The organism is Aquimarina litoralis, from assembly GCF_039523995.1.
GTDB classification, from domain to species: domain Bacteria; phylum Bacteroidota; class Bacteroidia; order Flavobacteriales; family Flavobacteriaceae; genus Aquimarina; species Aquimarina litoralis.
Genome location: NZ_BAAAGE010000001.1, coordinates 317,801 through 343,155 on the forward strand (window position 1 = coordinate 317,801; position 25,355 = coordinate 343,155).

General features: G+C 34.9%; 21 protein-coding genes. All 21 read right to left on the reverse strand.

Going from position 1 to position 25,355, the window contains the following annotated elements:
- Positions 1-75 precede the first annotated feature (75 nt).
- The 21 genes from ABD077_RS01135 to ABD077_RS01230 all read right to left on the reverse strand — a co-directional run bounded on the left by ABD077_RS01135 (position 76) and on the right by ABD077_RS01230 (position 25,315).
- The gene (locus ABD077_RS01135; protein WP_343909662.1) at positions 76-3,732 is read right to left on the reverse strand and encodes a hypothetical protein; all 3,657 of its coding nucleotides are present in this window, start codon (positions 3,730-3,732) and stop codon (positions 76-78) included.
- 32 nt (positions 3,733-3,764) lie between these two features.
- Positions 3,765-4,244: a GPW/gp25 family protein gene (locus tag ABD077_RS01140; RefSeq protein ID WP_343909664.1), complete on the reverse strand. Its 480-nt coding sequence runs from the start codon at positions 4,242-4,244 to the stop codon at positions 3,765-3,767.
- Positions 4,245-4,262: 18 nt separating this feature from the next.
- Positions 4,263-6,044: a type VI secretion system tip protein VgrG gene (vgrG, locus tag ABD077_RS01145; protein ID WP_343909666.1), complete on the reverse strand. Its 1,782-nt coding sequence runs from the start codon at positions 6,042-6,044 to the stop codon at positions 4,263-4,265.
- 8 nt (positions 6,045-6,052) lie between these two features.
- The gene (locus tag ABD077_RS01150; RefSeq protein ID WP_343909668.1) at positions 6,053-6,724 is read right to left on the reverse strand and encodes a CIS tube protein; all 672 of its coding nucleotides are present in this window, start codon (positions 6,722-6,724) and stop codon (positions 6,053-6,055) included.
- Positions 6,725-6,883, reverse strand: coding sequence for a DUF5908 family protein (locus ABD077_RS25205; RefSeq protein WP_366141451.1), 159 nt, complete (start codon positions 6,881-6,883; stop codon positions 6,725-6,727). It abuts the gene before it with no gap.
- Between the two features lies 1 nt (position 6,884).
- Complete coding sequence (locus ABD077_RS01155) at positions 6,885-7,331, reverse strand: phage tail protein (RefSeq protein WP_299605403.1); 447 nt, start codon at positions 7,329-7,331, stop codon at positions 6,885-6,887.
- Between the two features lie 2 nt (positions 7,332-7,333).
- Positions 7,334-7,795 carry a phage tail protein gene (locus tag ABD077_RS01160; RefSeq protein WP_299605401.1) on the reverse strand — a complete coding sequence of 154 codons (462 nt, stop codon included), beginning with the start codon at positions 7,793-7,795 and terminating at the stop codon, positions 7,334-7,336.
- A 74-nt stretch (positions 7,796-7,869) separates the two neighbouring features.
- Positions 7,870-9,540 (reverse strand): phage tail sheath family protein, encoded by a 1,671-nt coding sequence (locus tag ABD077_RS01165; protein WP_343909672.1) that lies wholly within the window; start codon positions 9,538-9,540, stop codon positions 7,870-7,872.
- Between the two features lie 18 nt (positions 9,541-9,558).
- Positions 9,559-10,587 (reverse strand): hypothetical protein, encoded by a 1,029-nt coding sequence (locus ABD077_RS01170; protein ID WP_343909674.1) that lies wholly within the window; start codon positions 10,585-10,587, stop codon positions 9,559-9,561.
- A gap of 10 nt (positions 10,588-10,597) precedes the next feature.
- Complete coding sequence (locus ABD077_RS01175; protein WP_343909676.1) at positions 10,598-11,176, reverse strand: Pvc16 family protein; 579 nt, start codon at positions 11,174-11,176, stop codon at positions 10,598-10,600.
- Positions 11,177-11,506, reverse strand: coding sequence for a hypothetical protein (locus tag ABD077_RS01180; RefSeq protein ID WP_343909678.1), 330 nt, complete (start codon positions 11,504-11,506; stop codon positions 11,177-11,179).
- On the reverse strand, positions 11,503-13,116 hold the full coding sequence (locus ABD077_RS01185) for a glycosyl hydrolase family 18 protein (protein WP_343909680.1): 1,614 nt from the start codon (positions 13,114-13,116) through the stop codon (positions 11,503-11,505). Before ABD077_RS01185 ends, ABD077_RS01180 begins: the two co-directional genes overlap by 4 nt.
- Positions 13,117-13,565: 449 nt before the next feature.
- Positions 13,566-15,146 carry a solute:sodium symporter family transporter gene (locus tag ABD077_RS01190; RefSeq protein WP_343909682.1) on the reverse strand — a complete coding sequence of 527 codons (1,581 nt, stop codon included), beginning with the start codon at positions 15,144-15,146 and terminating at the stop codon, positions 13,566-13,568.
- A 59-nt stretch (positions 15,147-15,205) separates the two neighbouring features.
- On the reverse strand, positions 15,206-16,225 hold the full coding sequence (locus ABD077_RS01195) for an L-rhamnose/proton symporter RhaT (protein WP_343909684.1): 1,020 nt from the start codon (positions 16,223-16,225) through the stop codon (positions 15,206-15,208).
- Positions 16,226-16,280: 55 nt separating this feature from the next.
- Positions 16,281-17,333: an aldose epimerase family protein gene (locus ABD077_RS01200; protein WP_343909686.1), complete on the reverse strand. Its 1,053-nt coding sequence runs from the start codon at positions 17,331-17,333 to the stop codon at positions 16,281-16,283.
- Between the two features lie 47 nt (positions 17,334-17,380).
- Entirely contained in the window at positions 17,381-18,475 is a 1,095-nt protein-coding gene (locus ABD077_RS01205) for a mandelate racemase/muconate lactonizing enzyme family protein (RefSeq protein ID WP_343909688.1), read from the reverse strand.
- Positions 18,476-18,498: 23 nt separating this feature from the next.
- On the reverse strand, positions 18,499-20,688 hold the full coding sequence (locus ABD077_RS01210; RefSeq protein ID WP_343909690.1) for a glycoside hydrolase family 3 C-terminal domain-containing protein: 2,190 nt from the start codon (positions 20,686-20,688) through the stop codon (positions 18,499-18,501).
- Between the two features lie 43 nt (positions 20,689-20,731).
- Positions 20,732-22,183, reverse strand: a complete 1,452-nt coding sequence (gene aldA / locus ABD077_RS01215) for an aldehyde dehydrogenase (RefSeq protein WP_343909692.1) — start codon at positions 22,181-22,183, stop codon at positions 20,732-20,734.
- A 31-nt stretch (positions 22,184-22,214) separates the two neighbouring features.
- Complete coding sequence (locus ABD077_RS01220) at positions 22,215-22,979, reverse strand: SDR family oxidoreductase (protein WP_343911959.1); 765 nt, start codon at positions 22,977-22,979, stop codon at positions 22,215-22,217.
- A gap of 25 nt (positions 22,980-23,004) precedes the next feature.
- Positions 23,005-24,021: a zinc-dependent alcohol dehydrogenase gene (locus ABD077_RS01225; protein ID WP_343909694.1), complete on the reverse strand. Its 1,017-nt coding sequence runs from the start codon at positions 24,019-24,021 to the stop codon at positions 23,005-23,007.
- Positions 24,022-24,034: 13 nt separating this feature from the next.
- Positions 24,035-25,315 carry a glycoside hydrolase family 117 protein gene (locus ABD077_RS01230; protein ID WP_343909696.1) on the reverse strand — a complete coding sequence of 427 codons (1,281 nt, stop codon included), beginning with the start codon at positions 25,313-25,315 and terminating at the stop codon, positions 24,035-24,037.
- Positions 25,316-25,355 lie beyond the last annotated feature (40 nt).

Sequence of the window (25,355 nt, forward strand, 5' to 3'; positions counted from 1 at the left end):
AATTGTTGTTATGGCTTGTTTCACTTCAATCTTATTTTAACTTCTTTATATCTTTTCGGTATTATTTGACAGTATTCATATCTTAAATGTCAGTACGGTATCTATATCTTTCTCTAAAGGTTTTTTTACCATATTTTCTTTAGTCACTTCTATCTTTTCAACTGGTTTGTTTTCACTGGAAATTTCTTTTTTTTCTGAATTATCTCCTTCGATTATATAATCAATTCCAACCTGTAAGTTTAATTGTTCTCTATCTGATGGTTCCGGATCACTCTCTTCGATATCTGCGTTAGAGTTGATATGATGTTTCGCTACAGGCGCTAAAATCGAAGAAGGCTTTGTAGGACGAATGATTTCTCCTGGCTCATATACTTTTAAGGTAAAATCATTCATATCTTCTTTAATAATGTGTTCTATATTTAGATATTCAACTTCTTGTATATACGGTAAATTCTCGATGTAACTCACCAGCATTCTGGGTTCCACAGCATCTCCTATTCCTTCGATATTACTATTTTGAGTTGGCAAAGGACATAGATAATCGCTAATCGTTTCGTTTAGTTGATGAATATAGTAGCCGCCATTATCATCCTCATAAAAGGAGACACTGCAATTCACCAATAACCATTCTACTTCAGGATTTTGAACATTAATTTGTATAAAGGAATTGGACTTTTTCTGTAATAACTGAGCGATTTGAAACAATTCATTCCCATTAAAATAATGATGACTTTCTTTTTGCCATTTGGAGCTCAGAACAATCAATCTTACGCAACCGGCTTTGGGCCTAAAGTTATCATCCAGATTGGTACACTTTACTGCAATTACCTCATGAAAATATTGCAAGGTCAATCGTTCGTAATCCCAAAGTGTCACTGCTCTATCTTTATGGCGTATCCGTTCACTTACTTCAGAATATAGCATATCTTCTGTTCCTGGTAACTTTCCTCCATAAGATGGAGCAGGTTGAAGAATTTGTTTAAGACTAGGTATTTTAGTAGTGGTTTTCGCTATTGAAAAAGCTGGGATTTGCTTTCCTGCAATATCCAAACTTTTAGAGATGCAAGTAGCAGTCACCGCATTTGTATACATTCCATTTAATTTAGGGTACGCATACGCTTTAGTTCTAGCGACACAACGAATTGTAAAAACTTGATCTTTTTTAATATCCAGATGTTCCGGGATCCTCAATTCAATGATCCCAGATTTTGTCAGTTGATTTGTACTATCCGAGATAATATATTTTTTAGCAAGCGTTACCCAATTTCCAGTTTCTTCAAATTGAAATAAAATATTATTGTGTTCAGAAACAGAAGCTGAAGTTTGATTTTGTAAATCAAAAAACATAGAAAAACTTTCTCCTCTACTCAATCCGGTTAATCCGATATAGAAATATCCTTCATTTTTATAATCGGCAAATAAGGTATTCTTATATACCTTACTATCGCTCACCACTTTTTGAACACCAAAAGGTGTAATATGTAAAAAGTCTCCTGCTACTGCCTCAGCATTATCATTGTCGGAAAAGGAATTATTAAAATATATTATATCCTTAGCCTTATAGTCTAGGGATATTGCTTTTACCTTTGGTACAAACGGTTTATTAGGCAACGGTAACATCGTTTGATTAATAGCATTATATGATGCAATTCTCGTATAGTTTTTTTGATACAATTCTTGCCCAAAAGCATAGTTGGGTGATGATAAGGTTAATTTAATAAATCCACTTTGGGAGTGTACGGTGTACTTTAAAGGACTCTGCAAACGATAATCTCTTGAAAACTCAAAAGGACCAAGGTTTTCTAAAGAGAATGTTCTCGAAGAATCTAATAGGGTACTTTCGTATCCTTCGGGAGTTCTGCAATCTTCAGTAGTAAACAGTTTTTCTTTTTGTTCAATATCTCCTTCTCTTGGAAACCAATATCCATTGGATAATGCTTGTATTTTTACTTCGAAAGAATCATTCGTAAACTCTTCTTCATATTCTTGATAATAGGTTTCAAAACCACCAAAATCCTGTGGGACTGTTTCCCAATCTATATGAATATCTAATTGGGTAAGTTCTTTTTTAAAAAGTTCGCTTTTTCCAATCATTATATAGCCTCCTTGTGAAGGAAGTGGTCCAAAAAGATCAAATGATTTGGTCAAAGGCATCTTGCCTATATTATTATAAATCGAAAGGTTTTTAATCTCCTGCACCTCAACTTCTATACGAACATCTTCTAAGACTACACTTTTAAAAAACGAATACGCATATATAGGAGCGTACTCATCTAATTCGACTTTAATCATAGGCCAAATAGAGTGCTCTTTTTCTGAAGGTAAGGCTGTGATTGGAGAAGCCGTATTGCGTAGTGTAAAATGTAATTGAAAAGAATTTGAAGCTCTTTCATACGAAGCATCATATAAAGAAACTTGTTCCCATCCTTTTACGGTGGTATATGAAATGGTAAATGCTGTTTCAAAAATTCTATTAAAAATGATATCTATGGGTAATCCTTCATTTATTACCATTTGATCTAATAACTTCCAAAAAATTGCTTCTGCAGTGTTTTTTTCTAGCGTACAGGTAAGCGTAATCTCTCTATGTCCTTCTTCTAAAAACAGCACAGGAGAACCAATCATAAATCCAATATCTGTTATTGTTTTGGATGCTATTTTAGAATTTACTAAGGTATCCTGATCACCACCGAACAAAGCCCAGCTATATGCAGCCATATTCTTTTTGCCTTGGTCAATCAATTGGTTTTTGATCACACCAGAGATCATAGGAGCATCTGTTCCTGATTTTATAAAGGAACTTTTATTGAAAAAAAGCGTTTCTAAAGAATGAATTCTGATAGGATCAAGCAACAATGTTTTATCGGTTTCAAAAAGTACTTCTTTTTTACTTCCAAATAATTTACCAGCTGATAACTTGGTGCCCTCTGGAATTAAAATAGTGCTTGCCTGTGGAGCAATCTCAAAACAAACCACTGTCTTGGTTGGAATTGCTTTACTAACTGTTTGCTGAAGAATCTCTTTATAATAAAAATCAAGGTGCCGCTTAGACAATCCATTGAGGTGATTTTGTAACTTTCCATATAAAATAATAAACGTGATGTACATTGCATTATTCGGCAGATGATTATCTCGTTTGAAAACAGATTTTCGTAAATATTTTTGAGTAAAGTTTTGAATATGATAAACAGTTTTTTTGAATGTTTCTACAATTTCAGCAAGGTCAATATGCTCTTTTTTAGGAGGTGGCGGCTTTGAATACATCGCTACAGCTTCTGAAAAAGACTCCGGTTCTGGATGTTCTTCTTCCATGTTTTTTTGATATTCTGATGCATCCCTTTTTTGATAATCTAACACATCGGTAAGTATATTACCGATTTTATTGGCTAATCTCTCCTCATTGAAATCGATCAGATCATTTTTCCATTGCTGGATCTTAGCATACCATTTAAAGATAAGTTGTAAGGTTTTGGTATCATTCTCCTGGACCCTCAGGTTATTTATAGGTTCTTGAATCATGGTTACCATATAAATGATAGGGTCTGTTTCTACAAGTGCTTTCCAATTACCATCTATTTGGTTTTCTGTATTGTAATAATTAATATGCTCCAAATAAGACGTAAGATATCCTAGCAGGTCTTCAAAGGACCGGTCATCTATTTTAAAATCCTGACGAATCAGTTGTTCATTTCTTCTCTGATGTTGTAGGGTTCCCTTTCGTCTTTCGATCATTAATTTTTAATACTTATAAATGGTTCTATACATTAAGAATGATCATCAATAGATTTTGATAAATCTTCTGGATTTGAAGCTTTCTTTTTATACAATCGAGGTATATCAGTTCCTTCAATTTTATAATATGGAAACACCATATTAAATCTGGTATTTGTCAATGGAATCATATAATCTAGATGTATTTTAATAACTCCATCCAGATAATCAGACTCATCAAGATTAATCCTAATAAGTTTGATTCTTGGCTCAAATTTTATAATAGCAGTTCTTAGCATTTCTTTGATCAAATGAACTCTAGAATTTGAAATTGATTCAAACAAATAGCTATAGATATCTGTACCATATTTAGGGAGCATCATTCTTTCACCAATGGAGGTATTTAGTAAAATATGTAATGACTGTTCGATATCTTTTTCATAGGATACCATATCTACTCCCAACTCTTTTTCTTTATGAAATGTTGGTGGAAAACTCCATCCTGTTCCTAAAAATGATGTTTTGTATTTCACGTGTTTACATTTTAGTCATTAATTTAAGTTTACCATTGAGCCACTGATATTCGTTTCTGCACTACTACTGATATCACATCCACTATTACCACTCATAGAAACGGATTGATCTGCCGAGATAGAAATAGATCCTCCACTTACCGACACATCATTATCTGCGCTTATGGTTATGGATGATGCTTGTATCGTAAGATCGTCGGCTGCTTTTATGGTCATGCTAGATTGACTTTCTACAGTAATTCCATCTCCATTCATCTGAATTTGATTGCTATTTTGATCCGTAATGGTAATTCCCTCATCCTGATCACTAATTACTATGGTATTATTATTGGGTGTTACCATTGTCATGACAATATTTTCATCATCAAACTGTATCTGAAGTTGGCTTTTTGTCATCAGCATTTTGATATAATTATTTGCATCTGCAATATCAACAGGTGGTGGTAATGCTGTACTGTATACACTTCCTAGGATGATTGGAAATCGAGGATCGTTATTCATAAAACCGAGAATTACTTCATCTCCAACTTCGGGATAAAAGAAAGCCCCAATTCCATTACTTGCATAAAATGTAGACATTCTTGCCCAGGCAGTAGCCGTGTCATCATCTAATAATGGGATTTGAACCTCAACTCTATATTCTCCTCCTTCATCCTCGTAAATTTGTTTTACAACACCGGTTTGTAATCCTCTAATTCCTTGTAACAAACCTGAAGCTTCGGGAGCTGTAGTATTATTTTTTTGAGTGAACCAATCCACCGACAATCCTATTTTCACTTCGGTATGCCATTGTCCATCTTCTATAGTATGTGTTACCCCAGAAATAAAGGCATTGCCATTAAAGCGATCCCCAAGACCTTGTAATTGAATCAAACTATTCACTTTTGCCAAAGCTGACCCCTGAAATACAATCGTACCACTAAATCGTGATAATCTAGATTTTAATAATGCCGCATCTGCCCAAGCTTGTACAGAATCAGAAGTTATTGGTACGGATGTATTCAAAACATTAGTTACTGATAACACATCGCCTAAGGTTGATCCAGAAAGATTTCCTTGCTCATTAACTGTTGGTTCACTCGCGGTAACATTGGTTAATGCTTGATTATCCATATCCCATGAATTCCCTTCAACAGAAGAATACTGACTTACGGCATCAATCTGCGCATCTAATTCTATGATATCATATCCAAACTGTAGGCTTAACTCTGGATCACTACTCACATCGGGAGTGTCTACAGTTAAGGTTCCACTATCCGTGTATACGATCATTCCATTGACTTCTGCTCTACTGACTATAAAATCCCAATCAGTTGCATAGAATTGTACTACTTCTTCATGGGTTGCCGTAGACGCTGTAACAGCGTTACTAAAACTATAATTCCCTGCAATTTGCTCAATAATGTCACTATCAGTACTATCTAAAAACACCGCATTTTTTCGACCTACTGTGGATGTAATTACCGCATCCTTACAAGTAACCAACAATTGTGATCCCGAACCATCGACTTTTATACTCTGTTTTGTTACAATTCCTTTAAAAACACTCGTATTTGTGGATTCATACCCTAAACTAATTTCAATTTCGGCACCTGGCGCAAAAGTATCCGCACTGGTTACTTCAAAATCTTGGGTAGCAGTATTTCCATCTAAAATGGTGATCTCTGCTTCTGCAATTTTATTAACTTCTTGAGTTGTTTTAATATCTAATATCTGATATGTATCGGGAATATCCGAACCTCCTGAAGTAATGGTAAAGGTTACCAAATGATTTCCTTCTACTATTGGTGAACTAGCCATAGGGGTATTTATTTAATTGGTGGTAAGTATATTTTTGTTCCTGATGTGATGTCTCGAAAATTAAGAATATTGTTATATTTTGCTACATCTAGATAATAGCTGCTATCGCCATATGTTCTAAAACAAATAAGCGGTAGTGTATCTCCATCTTTTACCTCTATCAAGTGTGTTAGATCAGGAGATTGATTATTTGCTTCTTTAGAAATGAGTTCTGCATCCACAGCTTCTTCAAAAGACACGCTTAACTTTGCTCTTAGTGGCGTACCATCGCTTTGGAAAAAAGTATACGAAATACTCAAAGAAGTAAGCTTACACTTAAAAACCAGTGTACCCCAGGAAACAATGAGATAATTAGGTTCATGAATATCTCCATTGTACGTAAAACAAACATCTTTAAAAGTTTGAATTTGATCATCGACAGGCACCTGTGAGTCTAATAAATTTTCAGTACTTACAGCTCCAGTAGCATCAAAATAAATATCAAATGATATTTTTTCGGGAGCTGTTCCTTTAAATTTTAAAGTAGTCCCTGGCGCTCCTTGCGACACTGTATTATTATAAGAAATGCTATGTTCATGAGTATAGGATGCAGGATTTATCTGAACCGTACAATTAGAAATTCCCGATCCAGAATATTCATTATCAGAATATGCTATTATTTCCATCAAATCCTTTGACATCTATCGCTCCTTATTTTTTTCCAGTTGTTTTTTAATTTCTTTTTTACAAATCGAGGTGATCGATTTACGGATCTCATTCATATCCAAGTTGTCAGAAGATTTATTTGTAGCTTCTTCAACTTTGACTTTAATTACTAATTCTCTAATCTCTATTGGCATATTATATAACTAAAGAATAATCATATGTAAGTTCCAGCGTCTCAATCACAATCTCGTTATTCATAGAGTTTAATGGTGAAAATTCCCATTTTACAGGCCATGCATTCACAAAACTCCAATTTTTAACAGGTGTTGAGTTTTCATTCATAAGACTTACGATTACTGTTTGTTTGATAATAGTAGTAGACAAACCACCAGCTAGTATTGCTTCGCACCATAATGACAATGCAGAAACGCTGGTGGTCAATCCACGTTTAAGTACCAGGTTTTGATATTTTGCTCCGGTGGGAACCCTATGTTTAAAACGGTTTTCTCCACCTTCTGCAATTTCTTCGACTCCCATTTCCATACTCATACCAGACACCTCTTTAAAAGAGGTATCTAATACTCCAAATTCTAACGGAAATGTGAGTCTAAAATAAAAACCAGTAATTGGATAATCACTCATAATTATCCATTAGCAATCGTTAATCCCTCATGGGCTAATTCCAAAGTTTCTACAGCCACTTCGCTAGCATCAGATTTAAGATCTGTAGCTGTAATTTTTGTGGGCCAAGCATTCGTAAGCGTCCAAGTCATCGTTGGCGCACCTGTTTGATCTAATAACTGAATTACTACGGTTTCTCTTTTTATAGTATTCATTTTTATAGAATCATACCATTTCCAGAAATTATTGTCTTTTACAAAAACCCCTTTCTTTAGAGTAACATTACCCGCTTTTGCGATACCTGGCATTTTAATAGTACTAAATGTTTTACTATCTCCATGTCTGTATTCTACCACTTGTGTTTCTGTCTCTAATCCTGAAACTTCCTGAAAAGAGGCCGTGCTATCTTGTGAACCTAAATTTACGGTGAAATAAAACTTAGTTAACGGCCAAATTGCACCTTGTGCTGATCCATCATCTGCCATAATTGTATATTTTAAGAGTTAATTTTTATTAATTAAATTCCCTGATCATTAGGGGATACTTGTTTCGAAATTATCTATCCTTTTTGCATTTCTTGTTGGAACGTAATTTCTATGAATTCAGCTGGATGCGAAACTGCTACTTTTACAGCGACAATCATTTTTCCGTTCAGAATATCATCTCCAGTCATAGTGCTTCCTAATCCAACAGATACAGAAAAGGCGTCAGCAGGTTTCGGTCCTACCAGACCACCTTGATTCCATAATCCTATTAAGAAATTACTGATCATACTTTTTACAGCTACCCATGTTACTGCATCATTAGGAGCAAACACGTAAGCACTTGCTGCTTCTTTTACCGACTGTTCGATATATATTAAAGTTCTTCTTACATTGATATAGCGCCAATCATTAGAATTCCCATCTAAGGTTCTTCCTCCCCAAACCAATACTCCTTTACCAGGGAAAGCGCGAATTGCACAAACAGATTTACCATCTAATGGCATATTTAGATCCTCCTGAGCTTGGTGATCCACTTTTACGGCTGGAGCTATTACTCCTTGTACACCAACATTTGCAGGAGCGATCCATACACCTTCATTATTGTCTACAGTTGTATATATCCCCGCGATTGCTGCACTTGGTGGCATCAAGTTTAATTTTTCAAGCATGTGTTTTAACAGCAGCTTATAAGAAGCACTTAAGTTTTTTAATACTCCATCAGCCTTATCTTGTGTAATGCCATCTGCTGAAGGTTTTGCTGCAAACAAGGCGTTAATATATTTGTTAATAGGATTAGGTGTTGATGCTTTTGTTTTCGGGTCTGTAATAGCAGGAAACTCCGCCTGTAGCATTGTTTTTACTACATTATAACTAGCTGCCGCTATATTTTTATAAGATATATCCGTTAATTGATTTACCGTAGTGTGCAACCAAGGATAATATGCTGCTGCATAACTGTTGAATTTTGCTATGGTAGGTTCTACCGCATTTCTAAAACCTTCAACACTCGTAGTTCCTACTAAAGGCTCACTATATCCACCTGGAATATCTAATATCGCTACTCGACTTGCTAATTCACCACAGTGATTAATCAGTTCTCCTTGTAATGTGTAGCATAATGCGTATTTTTTTGCAAGATCTGTTTCTGTAGTATCTTTTAATTCTACCGCATCCGGAATCACGATCATCGTTGGCTCTGTTTCCTTAGATAACACTTGTAATGCATCTTCAAAAGGTTTGGTAGAAGCCAGTCCGGTAAGTGAATAATCATATCCTCCAGTAGAAACGATATAACATGTTCCGCCTCCATTTTCATAGAAGAAACGTACAGCACTATATAATCTGTAATTTACAGTAGTTGTATTTAATGCATATCCATTACTCCCGATAAGGAAATCAGGTGTGGATGCAGCTGCTGCAGGCGCCGCAGTTCCGGCATCCGCTGATTTCTTTTTTGGATCTGCTTTTGGGTCTGCTTTAGCATCTGCAGCAGGTTTTGACGGAGTCTCAGCAATTGCTGAAACACTAAATTGAATTTGCGGAGGTTTACTTCCAAAAACCGCATTAAACTCTGCTAATGAAGTTATTTTAACCGCTTTATTTACTAAATCTTTACCATTATAATTGGTTTGTGCCGTAAATCCGATAAAAGCTGGAATCGCTGTGGGTACGGGAACAACCGCATTTCCAAAGGCATCCAATTCCTGGATATAAACCCCTGGTGTTTTCATTGCTGTTACTGCCATTCTTATTGACTTTAAGAGTTATACATAAATTATGGTGGGAGAATAATAGATATTCTCATTGTTTTCTTTTGCCGAAACAATCTTGGAAACATTGGGCAAAGGCATTTTCATGTCTAATTCCAGAATAGTATCCGAAAAACTGTTGCTATATTTCATTTTCAGGAGAGGATGATCTCTTATTTTTTGTTGTAGTTTAATGGTTTTAGGAGAAGTGAATACTTTGGATTTTTCTCCTCCTACAACCTCCTTTTCTTCTGGTCCCATATAAGAAATTTGATCCTCTCCTTCTATGGCTAGTTCTCGAATCATTATCTTTCTATCCTCTGGTATGACTACCAAGTATTGCCAAAATGTTTCTCTGGATTTGAAATTTACCTGTATCGCAGGGATAGTATTTTCTTTTAAGGATTCTAGAATGGATTTCATTCGTATATGAAATATACCATAGCAGTGATCATCAATTCTTTCTGAGATTCCTAAAAAAGTCCTCTGTAATTGATTGTCTATCCAAATCTCATACATTCCACTTCCAAAAACTTCTATATCTACATAAACAATGGGTTCATTGCTTATAGAGTCTTTTGAGTATATTTTAGTTCCCTTACTATCTTTAATATCAACAAAAACTTGCTTATCAACAGGAACGGAAACATTAAATCTCAACGATTGTACAGGGAGATAATTTTCAGGATTTATAGGTTCTTCAGTATGTAATCGATTAGCCACCTGAAAATTTGATAGATATAGCAACGTATCTTCCTTTAAAGAAGATGATGTATTCGTATAGTTATTAAAATTACTATCTATACATATCATCTGAAAATAAAGATCTTCCTCCATGCTTAATTCTTCCCATATTTTGCTCTCATTCTTTACACCAACATATCCTGTATAGGTATTCTCTATTTGCCTAATATGTATTCCATAATTCTTCATCAACTGTTTAGTTCTGAGTAAAGGAACTAATGCAAAAACAGTACACTTCTGCTCATGAAAATATTCATGCATAATTTCCAAACTAAACCATTGTTGAAGTTGTACGCTCATATGACCGAGATTAATTTTTCTTAATGTTTGTATCCAATCCGCTTACTCCAGAAACTTCTTCTTTTACTCGCTCTTTCTGGAATGCTATCATTCTTACTTTATAAATCATTGAGGGGACGTATTTAGCTCCTATACCACTCCATATATGACTCAACTCCTGAATGGGAGTATTGAAAATTTCAAAAGACAATCTGCCTAATGATACATCGAGATCTGGATGCGTATCTCTAGTAAAAATGATAGGTGATTGAAAAATTCCAATCACTGCTGAAAGCATTTTTAAGGATTCTATATAATTTTCAGAATTGTAATTTGCTGACACTAATAAGAAGACATTGATATAAACAGGTGGATCTACTTTACTAAAAGAACCTCGCGAATCTGGAATATATCCTCCCATATTTTTAACGGTCTTTTCATGCTCTAAATTGATGATAGAAAGAATTACCTTATTTTCAATATTCTTGGTAACACTACCATCCAAATTCACCAGACTGGATAATACCACAACATCTTCGTTTAAACCAAAAGTCAACTTTAGGTTTTGATTCAGATAATCCGTTATAAATAATAAAGCTTTATCTAACATCTACTCTTTTTTAGTGTTTTTTAATTGTACCTTAATGGCATTGGCTACTATTCTAGAAAAATAAATTCCAACTGCACACATGATGTATACTACCATAAATGTTGGCTGATCACCAGCTAGTGCTTCAAACACATCTAGAACCTCTTTAGATCCATACTGATGCATTACGTAAGAAATGATCAATGCAATTGGAATTGAGATTAGCACGATAAAAAGTAGCCACAATAGTTCTTTAGAAAACATTTTCTTGATCATTGAAAACACCTTCTTAAGTTTCCCTTCTTCGGCTTTTAGCTTCTTTTCATCTGCTGCAATTACACTACTGCTCATGGTAATTCTTTTTTCTTACGTTCTACAATTCCATTGGCGATGTAAAATGCCAAAACCCCTAAAAGAAAACCTATGATCAACATGACAATAAAATCATCAATAGCATCGAGTATCCTAAAAATGACAATGGCTAACAACAACATCAATCCGATGTAATATCCTTTTAGTGAAGTGTTATTAAAAAAACCGGCTCTTGTATTCGGAGAGAACATAGCCCATACAAAACCTACACAGGCAAAAAACAATGCAAAAGACATGGTATATAACAATACATTCTTGTAGTCTGTGATGGATACAAGTTTCTCTTCTACCGTATTGATTTTACTATTCGGGTCTTTTAATCCTAAAGTATTTACAATTTTCGAAAATATAGAACCAGCATTTTTTACAGAATCTTGCTCCTTTTCATCTGAATTTTCTGATTCTACAGCCATTTCAGAACTGATTACATTCCATATGTCATCATATCCTTTATCATATCCAAGAGCCCATATCCCAAGACCTGCTAGTTTTTTATCTTTAATCAGTTTTGTTTTGTAAACAAAACTGGAGTCATTTTCGAACCAACATTGTCTAAACTGGTTTTTATCTCCTTTAATACTAAAGGAACTATAAGCACTTTTACTTATAGGTTCTATATAAATTTGTTCATTACCCTCAATATTCTTCTTGATATAACTAAAGGTTCTACTACCTATATAATTCTTTACTTTAGATTGTAAACTTTGGGTTTTTGTTTCCCACAGACTTCCATAAGTGGGTAATGCCAATAAAAGTTTATTGTTTGGTATCTTATTCTCTAAATAATAATCTACAGAAGTGGTTAAGTTATAAGGCTCCCAGGTTTTATCACTATTTAGAGGAGATACAGGACCTGCTACTGAACTGGTTTTACCGTAATAGTCATATCCCATAATCACAAACTTGTCTACGGTTTGGTTGATAGAATTAAAATCTAATGCTTCACTCCAATTAACACTTGGCAAAGTGATATACACTAAATAATCTTTATTAGCTTTCTTAAGCTTGTTTGATAAGGTGAGTAAAAAACTAGTGTATTCCTCCTTTTGACTCTTGGCTACGCCTTCAAAATCTATACATACACCATTTCCTTTTCTCTTCTCTAAAAGTTGAATTAAATTTTCAACTAATTGGTTTACTGCCGTGGTATTTTTAAGGAACTTTCTGTTATTTTTTTCTCCAAAATTGCTTACTGTTAGTAATATTTTCTTATCGGGATATGCTTTTATAGAATCTACTATTGGCGTTGTATCCCAATCATGTGTGGTAATAGCGTTTCCCGTTTTTGGATCTACCTCGTAGGAGAAATAGGCTATTGTGGATAGTAAATTGTAATTGAGATATTTATAATAGTCTTTTTCCCAATAGGGATACCAACCAAAAACTTCGTATCCTAATTGGAAGTTCTTTTTAGTTTTAAAAACAATATCCTTGAGTTTTACAGTATCCGTATCAGTAACAAAGGTGGGAGATTGTTTCTCTTTTAATTCTTTATGATGTTGATGAATAAATTTTCGTGCTAATTTGGCGGAATCACTATGGTGAAAAAGCTTTTTAATAAAACCTAATTTTCCCTTTGCCTTTTTCAAAACTTTAGTAGTATCCTGATACAGGGAATATTCCTTAGTCAAAGTAACGCTTTTCGAATAAGCATAACCTTGAAAAAAGAGAAAAAAAAGCACCAATATAAAAGCCCTCTTTATATTCATTTATGATTTGTGTGATCTTTAAGGGTAGCCAAACATTTTTTAACAAAAGTGTTCTCAGTCCACTGCAAATCAAAGCTAGCTATATAATCTGTGCTTATAAATAAGTAAAACTACCTGTTTATGGTAAAGTGCTAAAAGGTTTGTTAGTGCAAATTGTAGTTTTATAGTATAGGCTCTAGAATATATAAATAGGATTAAACTGCTTTTACAAATTGAGTGAAAATTTCCGATATTTTAATGTGCAAAAACCGCAGTATTTATAAAGCAAAAACATAAAAAATGGAAAGCAGTAAAATCAGTACTTTTTCGGGCTGAAATTGGGTAAAATACTATCTAAAAGTCAAGTAAATCAAAATTACAATTACACAAATAGCTATTCCTACCGGAATGGTATATTTCCAAGGTGTGATATTTACTTCATTAGTGTATTCAATTTTAAAAGCTTCTTTTCGTGGATACATTTTACCAATTATAATCATTATTAAAATGTTAATGGCAAATAGCACACCTTGCACATGTAAAAAATGAGGAAATGTATCCTTCATCACTGTATTATCTAAAATAACATAAATCAAGTACACCACTGCTCCTAAAATGATAGCTACTTTGGCTGCAACAGCAGGAATCCGTTTTGTTAAGTATCCCATAATTATAATGGTTAAAATAGGGATTGTATAGCATCCGTTAACTTGTTGTAAATACCCAAACAAACCAGCAGGTGCATTTGCAATCAGTGGTGCGATAAACATAGATAATACTGCGAGAATGATTCCGAATACCTTTCCGGTTTTTACAATCTGTTTTTCAGAAGCATTTTTATTGATATAGCCTTTATATATATCCACTCCAAAAAGAGTAACAGAACTATTCAAAGCACTATTGAATGAACTTAATATAGCACCAAAAAGTACAGCAGCGAAAAAGCCAATCAATGAAGTTGGTAAAACTTTGCGAACTAAGGTAGGATAGGCTTCATCTGGATTGGTAATACTATCACCATACAAATGAAACGCAATAATTCCTGGTAATACTACTAATACTGGACCCAATATTTTAATAAAAGACGCTAAAAGGATTCCTTTTTGTCCTTCTTTAAGATTTTTAGCACCTAATGCTCGTTGAATAATTGCCTGATTTGTTCCCCAATAAAATAATTGAACCAACATCATTCCTGTAAAAATAGTACTGATAGGTACAGAAGAATCTTCGCTACCCATTGATTCAAATTTATCAGGATTTGCTACCCATAACTCCGTAAACCCTTCTACCATATTACCATCACCTACTAACATCAAACCTAAAACAGGAATAATCGAACCACCTATCAACAATCCAACTGCATTGATTGTATCTGAAACCGCAACTGCTTTAAGTCCTCCAAAAATTGCATAGATAGAACCAATAATTCCAATGGAAAATACTGTAATCCATAATGCGGTTGTTTTATCTACATTGAGTAATGTTGGAATATCAAAAATGGTACTAATGGCTAGAGCTCCAGAATACAAAACAATAGGTAAAAGTACTACCACATATCCTGTAAGAAACAATCCCGAAGTAATCGTTTTAGTGCCAATATCATATCTTCTTTCTAAAAACTGAGGAACTGTTGTTAATCCTTCTTTAAGATATCTTGGTAATAAATATAAGGCAGTTACTACCATGGCGATTGCGGCTAATGTTTCCCAAGCCATTACCAAAATTCCTTCAGAAAAAGCCTGCCCATTTAACCCTACAATCTGTTCTGTAGATAAATTAGTAAGTAATAATGAACCTGCAATCACTGGAGCTGTTAAGCTTCTACCAGCCAAAAAATAACCTGTATATGATTTCTCATCCGTTTTTTTTGTTGCTAAATATGAAATCAAAGCTACCAGCAAGGTAAAGCCAAGAAAAGTGATAATACCCATAAGATTTCGATAGAATTATTTAAAATTGAAAACAACAGTATTCTTCCTTTTACTGGATTTTAACCCATTGCATTTCCAGAAGCGATAACAATCACTCCCAATATCATTGCGGTTAATCCTAGATAAAGAATTTTTCTCGGTTTAGCACTCGTGCTACTCCACTCACCAGTAAGTATTCCAGTAATTATGGCTACAGCAACACATACCGTATTAAACATGGCATATCCAACTGTATTCCCTGAAGATCCTAATTTATAAGCTGCAAATGCAAAGGTTCCTGAAGCAGCAAAGTTTAAAAGTGCCATAATAAATGTATAAAATAAGTTTTTAGGAGTATGCGGAGAACTGAATTTGCCCCACAAATTTTTAGCACTTAGTTGATATATAAAATAAGGAATCACAAAAATAGCTCCTGATACATAGATAATAACCATCACCATTACCGCCGTAATCCATTCTGGATTTCCAGCTTCTTGACAAGCTTGATGTAGATATGGTCTTCCATACGCATTCGCATAACTAAATCCAGTAGCTAACAAACCTCCAATAACTGCAATAATAATTCCGATGGTCATCGAAGACGTTTTGCCATCTAACTTTTCTCTACTATTTTTTTGATCTTCCGCTTGTCTTAGCATTCCAGCTTTCCCATTAAAAGAAACCCCAAATAACACTATCAAAATTCCTAAAAGGATTACCATAAACACATTATTGGAAGGTAATCCATCAACTAAGAAAGGTAATAAAGATCCCACAAGAATAACGGTACCAATAAAAATCGAAAAACCTAGGGACAAGCCAATGTAATTAATTGCTTTTCCCCACATCATAACACCAATACCCCAAAGAATACTGGCTACTCCCATTTTCCAAAGGATATCAGTTGGGATGTTCGCGATAATAACATCAAAATCTTTCACTAATAAAAAACCTGCTGCAATTGGAATAATGAGCATATTGATAAAAAACATCATTCCCCAAGTATTTTCAAACTCGTATCTTTTAGTATATTTTTCTGGCAATGCATATAATCCAAGCATTAACCCTGCTAGGACTGCAAATAATATTCCTATAGTCATAATTATTAATTTTAAAAGTTGAGTGTTGTGCTATTAATTTTATGTATCTTCTTAACTACTTAATTGTAGAGAATCTGAATATCGTCGTACTGGTGAATGGTTCTTCGGGATAGGTAATCGTTTTAGGAGCGTTCTCTAAATTTACTCCATTCGGATATCGATGTGTCTCACAACAAAATGCCTTGTATTGTCCATACTGATCTCCTGTTTCTCTTTTTAGTGCATCAGAAGTAAAATAACCCGAATAGAATAACATACCTGGTTCTGTGGTTAGAACTTCCATGGTTCTTCCGGTTTCTGCATGCTCAAAAGAAGCCACTTTTCTTAATTCAAAATCTTTTGGGAACAAAAAATAATGATCAAAACCAGTTTCCATATGATCTAAAGCTTCTTTAAAAAACTTTACATTCCTAAAATCTTCTGGTCGTCCGTTTACCTCAATTACTCCTCCTTGTGCAACTCCTTTTTCATCACCTTCTAAAAAGGCATCTGAATGGATGGTTACTTTATGATTGTGAACAGTTTCTTCGAAACCAGATAAATTAAAATAAGAATGATTGGTTAACGAAATTGGAGTCGCTTTATCTGTATTCGCTTTATAAGAAATAATTAGTTCGTTTTCATTGGTAAGGGTAAAACGAACCTTAACATTTACATTTCCTGGATATCCTTCTTCCATATCGGGGCTTTTTAAACTCATGATGACAGTAACTTCATCTTTCATATTATCATAACCTTCTACTGTCCATATTTTTCTGTCAAACCCTTGAGTTCCTCCATGTAAATGGTTTCCTCTATCATTACCAACCAAGGAATATTCTTTACCTTCTAAGGTAAATTTTCCTTCATGAATACGAGAAGCACATCTTCCTACTGTTCCACCGAAATACGGAGCGTTATTCTTATACTCTTCTGAAAAATAACCATCAATATTCTCAAAACCACAGGTAATCTCTCTGGAGTTACCTTGATTATCTGGTGTAAGAATAGCCGTAATCGTTGCTCCGTAATTCGATACTTTTACTACCACACCATTATCATTAGACAATTCATATAGGAAAACCTGATCGCTTTCTATATTACCAAAATTTGTTTTTTCTACTTTCATTGACTATTAAAATGTGTGGGTTATTAAATAATTTATGTGAATCGTTACTAATGCTGTTCAAAAGGCTCTAATTTTCCCCAATTGAAAACAACACCAGTTCCAGCAACATCAGGAGCTACTGCTCTGTGGTTTTCTACAATTAAAGGTCTTAATGTATATTCATCTATTGGAAAACTATGCACCTCTAACCATCCTGCATTTTCTTGTGAAGACACCAAACTTACATGTAATTCTTGCATGCCGTGAGAACATACCGGAATGTTATGCTGTTTTGCTAGTTTGGCAACACGCAACCATCCTGTAATACCTCCACAATTAGAAGCATCTGGTTGTACAAAGGATAGTTTTGACTGCTCAAATGCATATTCAAATTCGTGAATTGTATGCAGATTTTCTCCCATAGCTAGAGGAAAGCCTGTTCTTTCTACTATTTCACCATATCCCTTATAATGATCTGGAATTATAGGTTCTTCAAACCAAGTAATATCATATTCTTTAAATCTATTGATCGCTTCAGTAGCTTTATCAATACTCATAGAGTAATTGGCATCCACCATAAAAGTAATATCAGGACCAATATGCTCTCTTACTGCCTTTATACGCTCAATATCTTCATCTAAATTTTCCCTTCCGATTTTGATTTTTACAGCATTAAAACCATTGGACAAATAGGTATCCATGTTCTGTAGCAACTTTGGTAATGGAAATTGTAAATCGATTCCTCCACAATACGCTTTGCAAGTATTATTTGCTCCTCCGGCGACTTTCCAAAGAGGTTGTCCTAGCCTTTTACAGTGGATATCCCACAAAGCTATATCTACGGTAGAAATGGCAAAAGAAGCAATTCCTCCTCTTCCCACATAGTGTATATGCCATTCTAAAAAATCATAGATTCCTTCAATATCAGCACCGTCTTTTCCAATTAGAGATTCTTTAAAATCATATGTTATCATTGCTTTTATAGCTCTACCTCCTTTACCACCGGTATAGGTATATCCTGTACCTTGACTTCCATCATTTAAGGTAATGGTGGTAGTAACTAACTCAAAATGATAATGATCTCCATGTTTGGCATCAGAAAGTACTTCTGGCAGAGGCACTTCGAATAATCTAACTTCTATATCTTTAATTTGGGTGTTCATAATTTAGGTACATTGAAAGTATACTATAACAATTCTACTATTTGGCTTATTGGTTTTGAAGCTCCTAAGTGGACACTTCTTTCAGAAGGCAAAGCATTAGATATGCTAATTTTATACTTCCCTTTAATCCACTCCTTTTCACCGTTTAAATTCGTTTGAACTAAATCTTTTTTATTTAGAACAAACTTTACATTTTGAGGCTTATTAGATACTAGCACTCTTTTGAATCTTTTTAATGCGTAGAATGGTAGAAAACCTTTTTTATCTTCTGGAATAAGATATAGCTGCACTACCTCTTCATAATTTGAGTTGTTTGTGTTTTGAATAGTAACAGAAATCTCTAGTTCCTCATTTTTCTTGATCTTAGTCTTGCTAAGATTAAGATTTGTAAATGCTATTGAACTATAAGACAATCCATAGCCAAATGGATACATCGGTTCTTTGGTCATATATTTATATGTTCTTCCTTTCATTGAATAGTCTTCGAAAGGAGGTAACTGCCCAACATTTTTAGGAAATGTTACTGGCAAATGACCTGAAGGAGCTACATCACCAAAAATGATATCTGCTAATGCATTTCCACCTTGTTCACCTGGATACCACATCAACAAAATTGCATCTACTAAAGGTTCTATTTTATCCAATGAAACTGGACTACCAGCACCAACAACAAGAATTAATGGTCCTTTTTTAACTTCGCTAATTTCTTTTATGTAGTCAATTTGACTTTGAGGTAATTGTAGATCCTTTCTGTCTCCCTTATTTGTAGATGCTATTGCATCAACTTCTTCTCCCTCTATTTCATTAGAAATCCCTACCACCATTATTGTAGCGTCAATTGTTTTAGCCACTTGAGGTGCCCAATTTAATGGATTAAGGTTTTTTTGAAATGGAAGAACACCTTGTCTATAGTTTAATGAAGTACCTAAAGAAACTTTTTCTGCCACTCCTTCTAAAACGGTTACTAAATTAGAGGACATACCATAGTAATTACCAATCAAAATATTATTTGAAGCGGCAAAAGGTCCTGTTACATATAAAGAACCAATATCTTTCCGTAAAGGCAATACTTGTTGATCATTTTTGAGTAAAACAATTGATTTTTGAGCAACCGTTTTTGCTAATTTTTGATTTTCTTCAGAATTGATGATTTCTGATTTGACTAGATTAAAAGGGTTACTTTCTTCCTTATCAAAAGAACCTAGCTTAAAACGTATTAGTAATAAATCCTTTAAACGCTCATCAATTAACGCTTCTTCGATTAAACCCTCTTTTACAGCCTCTGGAAGTTTAGAATAGATCCAACCACAGTTAAGATTTACCCCTGCTTTCAAAGCCATTGCTGCAGCTTCTTGTTCACTTTTAGCCACTTTGTGACCTTTGAAAATATCTCCCAAAGCACCGCAATCCGATACTACATATCCGTCAAAACCCCACTGTTTTTTAAGCAATTGGTTAAGAAGTAAATCACTCGAACAAGAAGGATCTTCATATACAGCATTATAAGCTCCCATTATTCCTTTTACATTTGCTTCTTTAACTAATGTCTCAAATGCAGGTAAATAAGTTTCGTAAAGATCTAACTTTGATGGATTAACATTAAAAGAGTGCCTCAGGGCTTCTGGACCAGAATGTACCGCGTAATGTTTGGCACATGCAACCGATTTTAAATACTTTGGATGATCTCCTTGTAACCCTTGAACAAATGCAGTTCCTATTTGCGATGTGAGATAAGGATCTTCTCCATAAGTTTCTTGTCCACGTCCCCATCTAGGATCTCTAAAAATATTAACATTAGGAGTCCAGTAGGTTAAACCACTATATTTTTCTCTATTACCAATTGATTTCGCAATTTTGAATTTAGCTCTGCCTTCATCAGCTATTGTAGAAGCAACGGTTTTAATCAACTTAGGATCAAAAGTTGCGGCCATACCGATAGCTTGAGGAAAAATAGTTGCCTTCCCATTACGAGCAACACCATGAAGCGCTTCATTCCACCAATCATATTTGGGTATCCCTAATCTAGGAATTGCAGGTGTATTGTTCAGTAGTTGTTTACATTTCTCATCAAGTGTCATCTCTTGAATTAACAAAGAAGCTCTTTTCTCGAAGGATAGAGATTCATCAAACCACTTAAATTGTGTTTGACCTATTACTTCAGTTATAGAAATAGTAGAAAGAACAATACATGATATGATAAAATGATACCTCATTGATGTTATTTCAAAATTTAACAAGTTTTGTTTGTTCTAACTTTTAGGATTTATAATTCATATAAAAGGTTTTCTTTTCCAGATACTGTTCGAATCCATACTTTCCATCTTCTCCTCCGCTTCCTGAAAGCTTATATCCGTTATGGAATCCTTGATGCTGTTCTCCATGACCTCTATTCACATAGATTTCACCAAATTCTAACTCATCATTACAGCGTAATATGGTTGCCATATCTTTGGTAAAAATCATGGCTGCCAGTCCATATTCGCAATCATTAGCATATCCAATCACCTGATCAAACTCAGAAAATTTAATTACCGGTAATATCGGTCCAAATGATTCTTCGTGTACAATAGTCATGTCTTGAGTTACACCTGTAAGTACTGTAGGCTCGAACCAATGTCCTTTTTCGAATTCAGCTCCTTCTGGTCTTTTTCCACCCGTTGCAACGGTAGCTCCCTCTTTTATACTTACCTCCACTAAATGTTGCATGTTTTTCAGTTCTGAGGCATTCACTTTAGGTCCCATCGATACAGTTCTATCTAAAGGATTTCCAACCTTGTAAGTCTTCAAGTGTTCCATAAATTTTTCCATAAACGCTTCATATACATCTTCATGCACATACATACGCTCATTACAGGTACATACCTGTCCACAATTATCAAATCTTGAGTGGAATGCTGCTTCAGCAGCCTGATCTAAGTCTGCATCTGCAAATACTATAGCTGGTGCTTTTCCCCCAAGTTCTAACTGAACATGAGTTAGGTTTTGTGCTGCGGCTTTAAAAATCTGCTGACCTGCTGGAGTACTACCTGTCATGGTAACCATTTTGGTAATTGGATTTTCCACTAATGCATTTCCAAGTACTCTTCCTGATCCTGTTACTACATTTAACAATCCTTTAGGCAAACCTACTTTTTCGGCAATAAAACCTAATTCTAAAGTTGCTAAAGGCGTTTCTTGTGTTGGTTTTACTACGATTGCATTTCCTGCCACTAATGCTGGACCTATTTTTCTACCAGCTAAGGCTAGAGGAAAGTTCCAGGCAGTAATTGCTACAACAACTCCTCTTGGAATTTTATGTATATAAATATGTTCATTTTCATTATCAGAAGGCATAATATCACCTTCTATATGTCGAGCCCAATCACAAGCATATTCTATAAAAGTTGCCGTAACTTCTACTTCGATTTCCGCCAAGGAAATAATTTTACCTTGTTCTCTAGTTAATAATTCTGCTAGATATGGCTTATTTTCTCTTATTTCTGCAGCAAACTTCCGCATAAGTTCTGCACGCTTTCTAGGAGGAACTTTTCTCCATTCTTTTTGTGCTTTTGCGGCTGCTTCCAGGGCAATTTTTGCATCTTCTTCTACACCCATTTGCACTGTACCTACAACACTTTCATCTATTGGACTGGTAATATCAGCAGTCTTTCCAGATGTCGCGTTAGCCCATTCTCCATTAATAAAAAGTTGATATTCTTTTGCTTTCATCTTTTCTTTTTTTGAGGTGTTTTTAATTTAATTATCGACCCATCCATCCCCCATCAACAACCATAATGGATCCGTTCATATAACCTGCCGCTTCTGAAGACAGAAATACTACTGGTCCTGCAAAGTCCTCGGGATCTCCCCATCTGTTAGTAGGAATTCTTGCTAAAATTGAGTTTGCTCGATTAGGATCGTTTCTAAGCGCTTCTGTATTATCGGTTGCTATATATCCAGGAGCAATGGCGTTTACATTAATTCCTTTCGATGCCCATTCATTTGCAAATGCCATAGTCATCTGTCCTATTGCACCTTTACTAGCAGCATATCCTGGAACTGTAATTCCTCCTTGAAAAGTTAGCAGAGAAGCTGTAAATACAATCTTTCCATTGCCACGATCTACCATATCTTTCCCTATTTCTCTGGTAAGGATGAATTGAGCATTCTGATTAACTTCTATTACTTTATCCCAATATTCATCTGGATGTTCTGCTGCAGGTGCTCTTAAAATTGTACCTGCATTATTAACAAGTATATCTATTATTGGAAAATCTGATTTTACTTCTTTGATAAATTCATACAGTGCTTTTCTATCTGAAAAATCACATTGATATGCTTTAAATTCTTTTCCTAGTTTTTTGACAGCGTTTTCTACATCACTTCCTTCTTTTTCAAGACTTGCAGAAACACCAATAATATTAGCTCCCGCTTCGGCCAAACCAATGGCCATAGCTTTTCCAATACCTCTTTTACAGCCTGTTACCAAAGCTGTTTTACCTTCTAAACTGAATTTATTCAAAATACTCATTAATTGTACGTGGTTAGTTTTATTGTTGGCAATCCATTAATACTTTTAAGCCGTCTGGATTATTATCTATATTTTCAAAAACTTCTTGGATTTTAGTTAAGGGTTGAACATCCGTAATTAGCTCTTCAAAAGGAAGTTCATTTACCGTTATCAATTGTATTGCTTTTTCGTAATCTTCCTTCTCATACACCCTTGCTCCTATGAGTTTTAGTTCTTTCCAGAAAAACTTAAATAAATTCACCGGTTTAGGTTCTCCGTGGATAGCTACCATCACAATTCTTGCTCTTATACCTGCCACCTCGGTCATTACATCCAACGCTGGCTGAACACCTGCTACTTCATATACCACATCTGCCAATCTCCCTTCTGTATTTTTTCGTACATAAGCTACCAAGTCTACTTCTGCAGGATTCACCGTTTCAAAACCTAGTTCTTTTGCTTTCGCTATTCGAACTGGATTTACTTCCGAAATAACAACATTTGCACCTGTATCTTTGACTACCATTGCTACTAACAATCCAATAGGCCCTCCTCCTAAAACTACAGCGGTTTCTCCTTCTTTTAGCCCACTCAAACGAACATCATGCACTGCTACCGATAATGGTTCGATCAATGCCGCTAATTTTAAATCGGTTTCTTCTTTTAATTTATGTAATGTAAAAGCGGGTACGTTCCAAAATTGTTGCATAGAACCAGGACTATCAATCCCAATAAACTTTAGCTCTTCACAAATATGATTGAAGCCTTTATCCGAAGGTTTTACTGCCCGATCATCTAATGGTCTTACTACAATCTTATCACCTAATTCGTATCCTGTTACTCCTTCGCCAATAGCATCAATAGTACCCGACATTTCATGACCTATGGTTTCTGGTATATCTACTCTTTTATCCATCATCCCATGATAGATATGCACATCGGTTCCACATACTCCAGAATATGCCACTTTGATACGAACTTCTCCTTCTTTAGGTTCGGCAATCTCCTTATCAATTACACTAAAGGTTTTATTACCTTTATATATCGTTGCTTTCAATTTTGTCTACTTATTAATTATCTTTTTGCTTATCTTTTTTCTTTTTCCCGTCTGGTGCTTTAGCACCTTGTGCTACGTGAGATGTTTTGCGGTAGGAATCAAAACGCATAATACTCTGGTAGTTCCAACTATTATACACGTGTGATAATCCCCAATCAAAAATTGCAGTGGGATTGTCTGTTGTCGCTTCAATTGTTCTGTTTAACCCTATCGCATGAGGCATATTTGCACCTTTTACGGCACCACGAATCTCAAAATTAATCCCATCTGGTGACCATTGGAATGTATTTCGTTCGGGTCCATCTGTAGTAATTAGAGAAGCAATCCCTTCATCTACTGGCCATACACAGATTTCATGTCCTGAATTGGAAATAGGATTATACTTGGATTTTACATAAGGTCCTTTTGGGTTATCGGCTACAGCAACTCCATGTCGAATCTGACGCCCGCCATATAATATTTCTTCTCCCATTTGCTCTCCTTTATAATACAAGTAGAACTTTCCTTTGTAAGGAAGAATACAAGGATCATGTACTTTATGTGAATCAAAATCTCCTTTCTTTTCTACCATAAAACGATTTTGTTCTTCCCCTTTCCAAATACCATTATCCGCTGGTTTTAGAATAGGTTCTTTGCTTTTTTCCCAAGGACCAAAAGGAGATGCAGACCATGCTAAACCGACTTCATTTTTGGTACGAACATCATATGGTGACCTGATGGTTTGATAGCATAGATAGTACATCCCATCCCATTCCATAATTTCTACCGTAAATATGGATCTATCGTCATAAGATCCTTTCTCTCCTAAAGGAACTGCTGCTTCTTTATCTTCTTTCCAAGTCCAACCATCTTCCGATGTTGCATGCCATACGGTACAACGATCCCAAGGAAAGACTTTATCGTTTTCTATATCACCACCAAATCCATCTGTGGCACCTACACTTTTTGAATACCAAACATGATATAATCCATCTACTTTGATTACTGCAGAAGGATCTCTACGAACAACACCTTCTTCATAAGCCAAATCTCCTTTCAAGGGTTTCATTGGATTAAAAACTCGATACCAATCGTTCTCCACATACTTCCACTGGAGCGCTCTTTTCGAAGCTGCACTTAGGTATTCTGTATTGGTTATTCCAAAGCGATCTAATTTCTCTGGAGATACATCTAGTAACGTTTCACAAGGTTTTTCCTTTTCCTCTTCCACAATTTCTTGTTTACTAGGTTGATTGCAACCGACAATAAGTATAGTTGCTAATAAATGAAATACGATTTTATGATTTAGATTCATATGATATATGCTATGGTTAGATACTGTAAAGTACAAGAAT

What these genes read in the sequence shown, in the direction of transcription:
- ABD077_RS01135 (WP_343909662.1), bottom strand. Translation starts at nt 3,732, where the DNA reads ATGATCGAAAGACGAAAGGGAACCCTACAACATCAGAGAAGAAATGAA.
- vgrG (WP_343909666.1), bottom strand. Translation starts at nt 6,044, where the DNA reads ATGGCTAGTTCACCAATAGTAGAAGGAAATCATTTGGTAACCTTTACC.
- ABD077_RS01150 (WP_343909668.1), bottom strand. Translation starts at nt 6,724, where the DNA reads ATGTCAAAGGATTTGATGGAAATAATAGCATATTCTGATAATGAATAT.
- ABD077_RS25205 (WP_366141451.1), bottom strand. Translation starts at nt 6,883, where the DNA reads ATGCCAATAGAGATTAGAGAATTAGTAATTAAAGTCAAAGTTGAAGAA.
- ABD077_RS01155 (WP_299605403.1), bottom strand. Translation starts at nt 7,331, where the DNA reads ATGAGTGATTATCCAATTACTGGTTTTTATTTTAGACTCACATTTCCG.
- ABD077_RS01160 (WP_299605401.1), bottom strand. Translation starts at nt 7,795, where the DNA reads ATGGCAGATGATGGATCAGCACAAGGTGCAATTTGGCCGTTAACTAAG.
- ABD077_RS01165 (WP_343909672.1), bottom strand. Translation starts at nt 9,540, where the DNA reads ATGGCAGTAACAGCAATGAAAACACCAGGGGTTTATATCCAGGAATTG.
- ABD077_RS01170 (WP_343909674.1), bottom strand. Translation starts at nt 10,587, where the DNA reads ATGAGCGTACAACTTCAACAATGGTTTAGTTTGGAAATTATGCATGAA.
- ABD077_RS01175 (WP_343909676.1), bottom strand. Translation starts at nt 11,176, where the DNA reads ATGTTAGATAAAGCTTTATTATTTATAACGGATTATCTGAATCAAAAC.
- ABD077_RS01180 (WP_343909678.1), bottom strand. Translation starts at nt 11,506, where the DNA reads ATGAGCAGTAGTGTAATTGCAGCAGATGAAAAGAAGCTAAAAGCCGAA.
- ABD077_RS01190 (WP_343909682.1), bottom strand. Translation starts at nt 15,146, where the DNA reads ATGGGTATTATCACTTTTCTTGGCTTTACCTTGCTGGTAGCTTTGATT.
- ABD077_RS01195 (WP_343909684.1), bottom strand. Translation starts at nt 16,225, where the DNA reads ATGACTATAGGAATATTATTTGCAGTCCTAGCAGGGTTAATGCTTGGA.
- ABD077_RS01200 (WP_343909686.1), bottom strand. Translation starts at nt 17,333, where the DNA reads ATGAAAGTAGAAAAAACAAATTTTGGTAATATAGAAAGCGATCAGGTT.
- ABD077_RS01205 (WP_343909688.1), bottom strand. Translation starts at nt 18,475, where the DNA reads ATGAACACCCAAATTAAAGATATAGAAGTTAGATTATTCGAAGTGCCT.
- ABD077_RS01210 (WP_343909690.1), bottom strand. Translation starts at nt 20,688, where the DNA reads ATGAGGTATCATTTTATCATATCATGTATTGTTCTTTCTACTATTTCT.
- aldA (WP_343909692.1), bottom strand. Translation starts at nt 22,183, where the DNA reads ATGAAAGCAAAAGAATATCAACTTTTTATTAATGGAGAATGGGCTAAC.
- ABD077_RS01230 (WP_343909696.1), bottom strand. Translation starts at nt 25,315, where the DNA reads ATGAATCTAAATCATAAAATCGTATTTCATTTATTAGCAACTATACTT.